At 63.5% G+C, this 2,012-nt stretch carries 2 protein-coding genes; one reads left to right on the top strand and one right to left on the bottom strand.

The features are described 5' to 3' along the window. The first annotated feature begins 250 nt into the window (after nucleotides 1-250). On the top strand, nucleotides 251-874 hold the full coding sequence (locus tag EN969_RS28575; protein WP_023761181.1) for a LysE family translocator: 624 nt from the start codon (nucleotides 251-253) through the stop codon (nucleotides 872-874). 19 nt (nucleotides 875-893) lie between these two features. On the opposite strand, the gene EN969_RS28570 is transcribed toward EN969_RS28575, so the two are convergent. Next, the coding region (locus tag EN969_RS28570; protein ID WP_127419605.1) for an autotransporter outer membrane beta-barrel domain-containing protein at nucleotides 894-2,012 on the bottom strand (1,119 nt) is incomplete at its 5' end.

The following is a 2,012-nucleotide window of genomic DNA, read 5'->3' as shown; positions in this document are numbered from 1 at the left end:
CTACTCCTCGAACCATCAGCGAGGGGCCTCCATGTGCAAGACCTTAAAAACCGACATCAAGCTTTTTGCCGCTGCCATTGTCGCGGCGGCAACCGTTCTCGGTGCCAATGTCAGCCTGGCCGATATAGTGAGCACGCTGAGCGGCGCGAACTGACACCGATCTGCCGCTGGCGCAGTTAGGGAAATCGCCTCTTTACATTCTCCCGGGCCTAAGGATTTATCCTCTTCTTTAAGCTCAAAGGAGACGAGCATGTCCTTCGAAAACTGGGCCGCCTTCGCTGCCGCATCGACGATCCTTCTCATCATTCCAGGTCCGACCATCCTGCTGGTCGTGTCCTATGCGCTGGGCCAGGGCTGGCGTACCGCTCTGCCGATGGCCGTCGGCGTGGCGTTGGGGGATTTCACTGCGATGACGTTGTCGATGCTGGGTATCGGCGCGCTGCTGGCGGCCTCGGCGACCGTCTTCACCATCCTGAAGCTGATCGGCGCCGGTTATCTGATCTATCTTGGCGTGAAACTGTTTCGCGCCGGCGGCGCGTTGAAGGCCGAACCGCGCACCGACGCGGTCTCCTCGGCCAAGATGATGGCGCACGCCTGGCTGGTCACCGCGCTCAACCCGAAAAGCATCACGTTCTTCGTTGCCTTCCTGCCGCAGTTCCTCGACCGGCACGCCGATTTCTGGACGCAGATGCTGATCTTCGAGACGACCTTCCTGGCGCTCGCCTTCGCCAATGCCTTCGGCTATGCGCTGATCGCGGCACGCGCACGCAACGTGGTGCGCAATCCCAAGGCGATCCGCATCTTCAACCGCACCGGCGGTACGCTGCTGGTCGGCGCCGGCATCGCCACGGTGGCGATGCGTTCCAGCAATTAAGCTGTCTTTTTGACCGGCCTTACCATTTGACGCTGAAGCCCAGATTGCCTTCGAGGATCCGACGCTTGTCGCCACCGAGATTGGTGGTGTAGTCGCCGGTGGCGAAGATGCTGACCTTGTCCGTCACCTTGGCAATCACGCCGCCGCCGAACTCGAACGAGGTCGATCTGCCCTCGGTCGAGATGTCGGTGGTGTCGAAATTGACATGGCTGGTGCCGCCGAAATCGTGCCAGATGTTGGCCTTGAGATACGGCTGCAGCGCCATGCCATTGATCGCTGTTTCGCCTTGCAGCCGTGCGCCGAGCCGGCCGGTCACGCTGCCGTCCGTATCGAAGGAAACCGAAGCAAAGCGGTCCGACGCATCGTCGAGCGACAATTGCTGCCAGACCAGTTGCGCCTGCGGTTCAAGCGTCCAGCCTTGCGCCAGCGCGATGGGATAGCCGCCTTCCAGCGAAGCGGTGACGCCGGTCCCGCCGACGTCGATGCCAATGTCGCGCGACGATGTTGCGTTGCCGCCGAAGAAGGTGGCCATGAGGACGCCGTCCAGGTACCAGCCACCCTGACCGATCCGGGTCCAGTAGCCGCCGATACTGGTGCCGTTGATATCCATGCTGCCGACGGACAGATTGTCCCTGCCCAGCGCCTGGCCGCGCACGTCGCCATTCATGCTGGCATAGGCGACGAACAGGCCGGCGCGATCGGTCTGGCCCGACGCGGTTTCGCGGCCGAACAGATCGAAGCCCGCCTGGAGGCCGAACAGGGTGCCGTCAAAGGACGGCGATACCGTTCCTGAATAGGCCATCTTGCTGTCCTGACCGAAGATGCGGCCCCAGACCGGCGACAGCTCGGTGTTCGACAACAGGCTCTGCTCGCCGCGCCGTTCGTGGAATGTGCCGAGCGTCGTCATCGCCAGATGTTCGGCGACCGGCGGCAAGGCCGAATAGACCGGAACCTCGATGCGATAGAGCAGGATTTCCTCGCCCGCCGCCGGTGTCGGCAGGTCGGGCACCTCAGTTGGCACCACCGGCGGTGGCGGGGGCGGATCCGCCACTGGTGCCGGTGGTGGTGCCGGTGGTGTCGCGGGCGGCGGATCGGTCGGCACGACCGGCGGCGCCGGATCAACCGGATCGGGATCGCC

Source organism: Mesorhizobium sp. M7A.F.Ca.CA.003.01.2.1 (assembly GCF_003998945.1).
GTDB lineage: Bacteria > Pseudomonadota > Alphaproteobacteria > Rhizobiales > Rhizobiaceae > Mesorhizobium > Mesorhizobium ciceri.
This window is presented reverse-complemented; position numbering and strand designations above follow the sequence as displayed.

Excerpts from the sequence above, each read along its gene's own strand:
- EN969_RS28575 (WP_023761181.1), top strand. The coding sequence starts at position 251 with ATGTCCTTCGAAAACTGGGCCGCCTTCGCTGCCGCATCGACGATCCTT.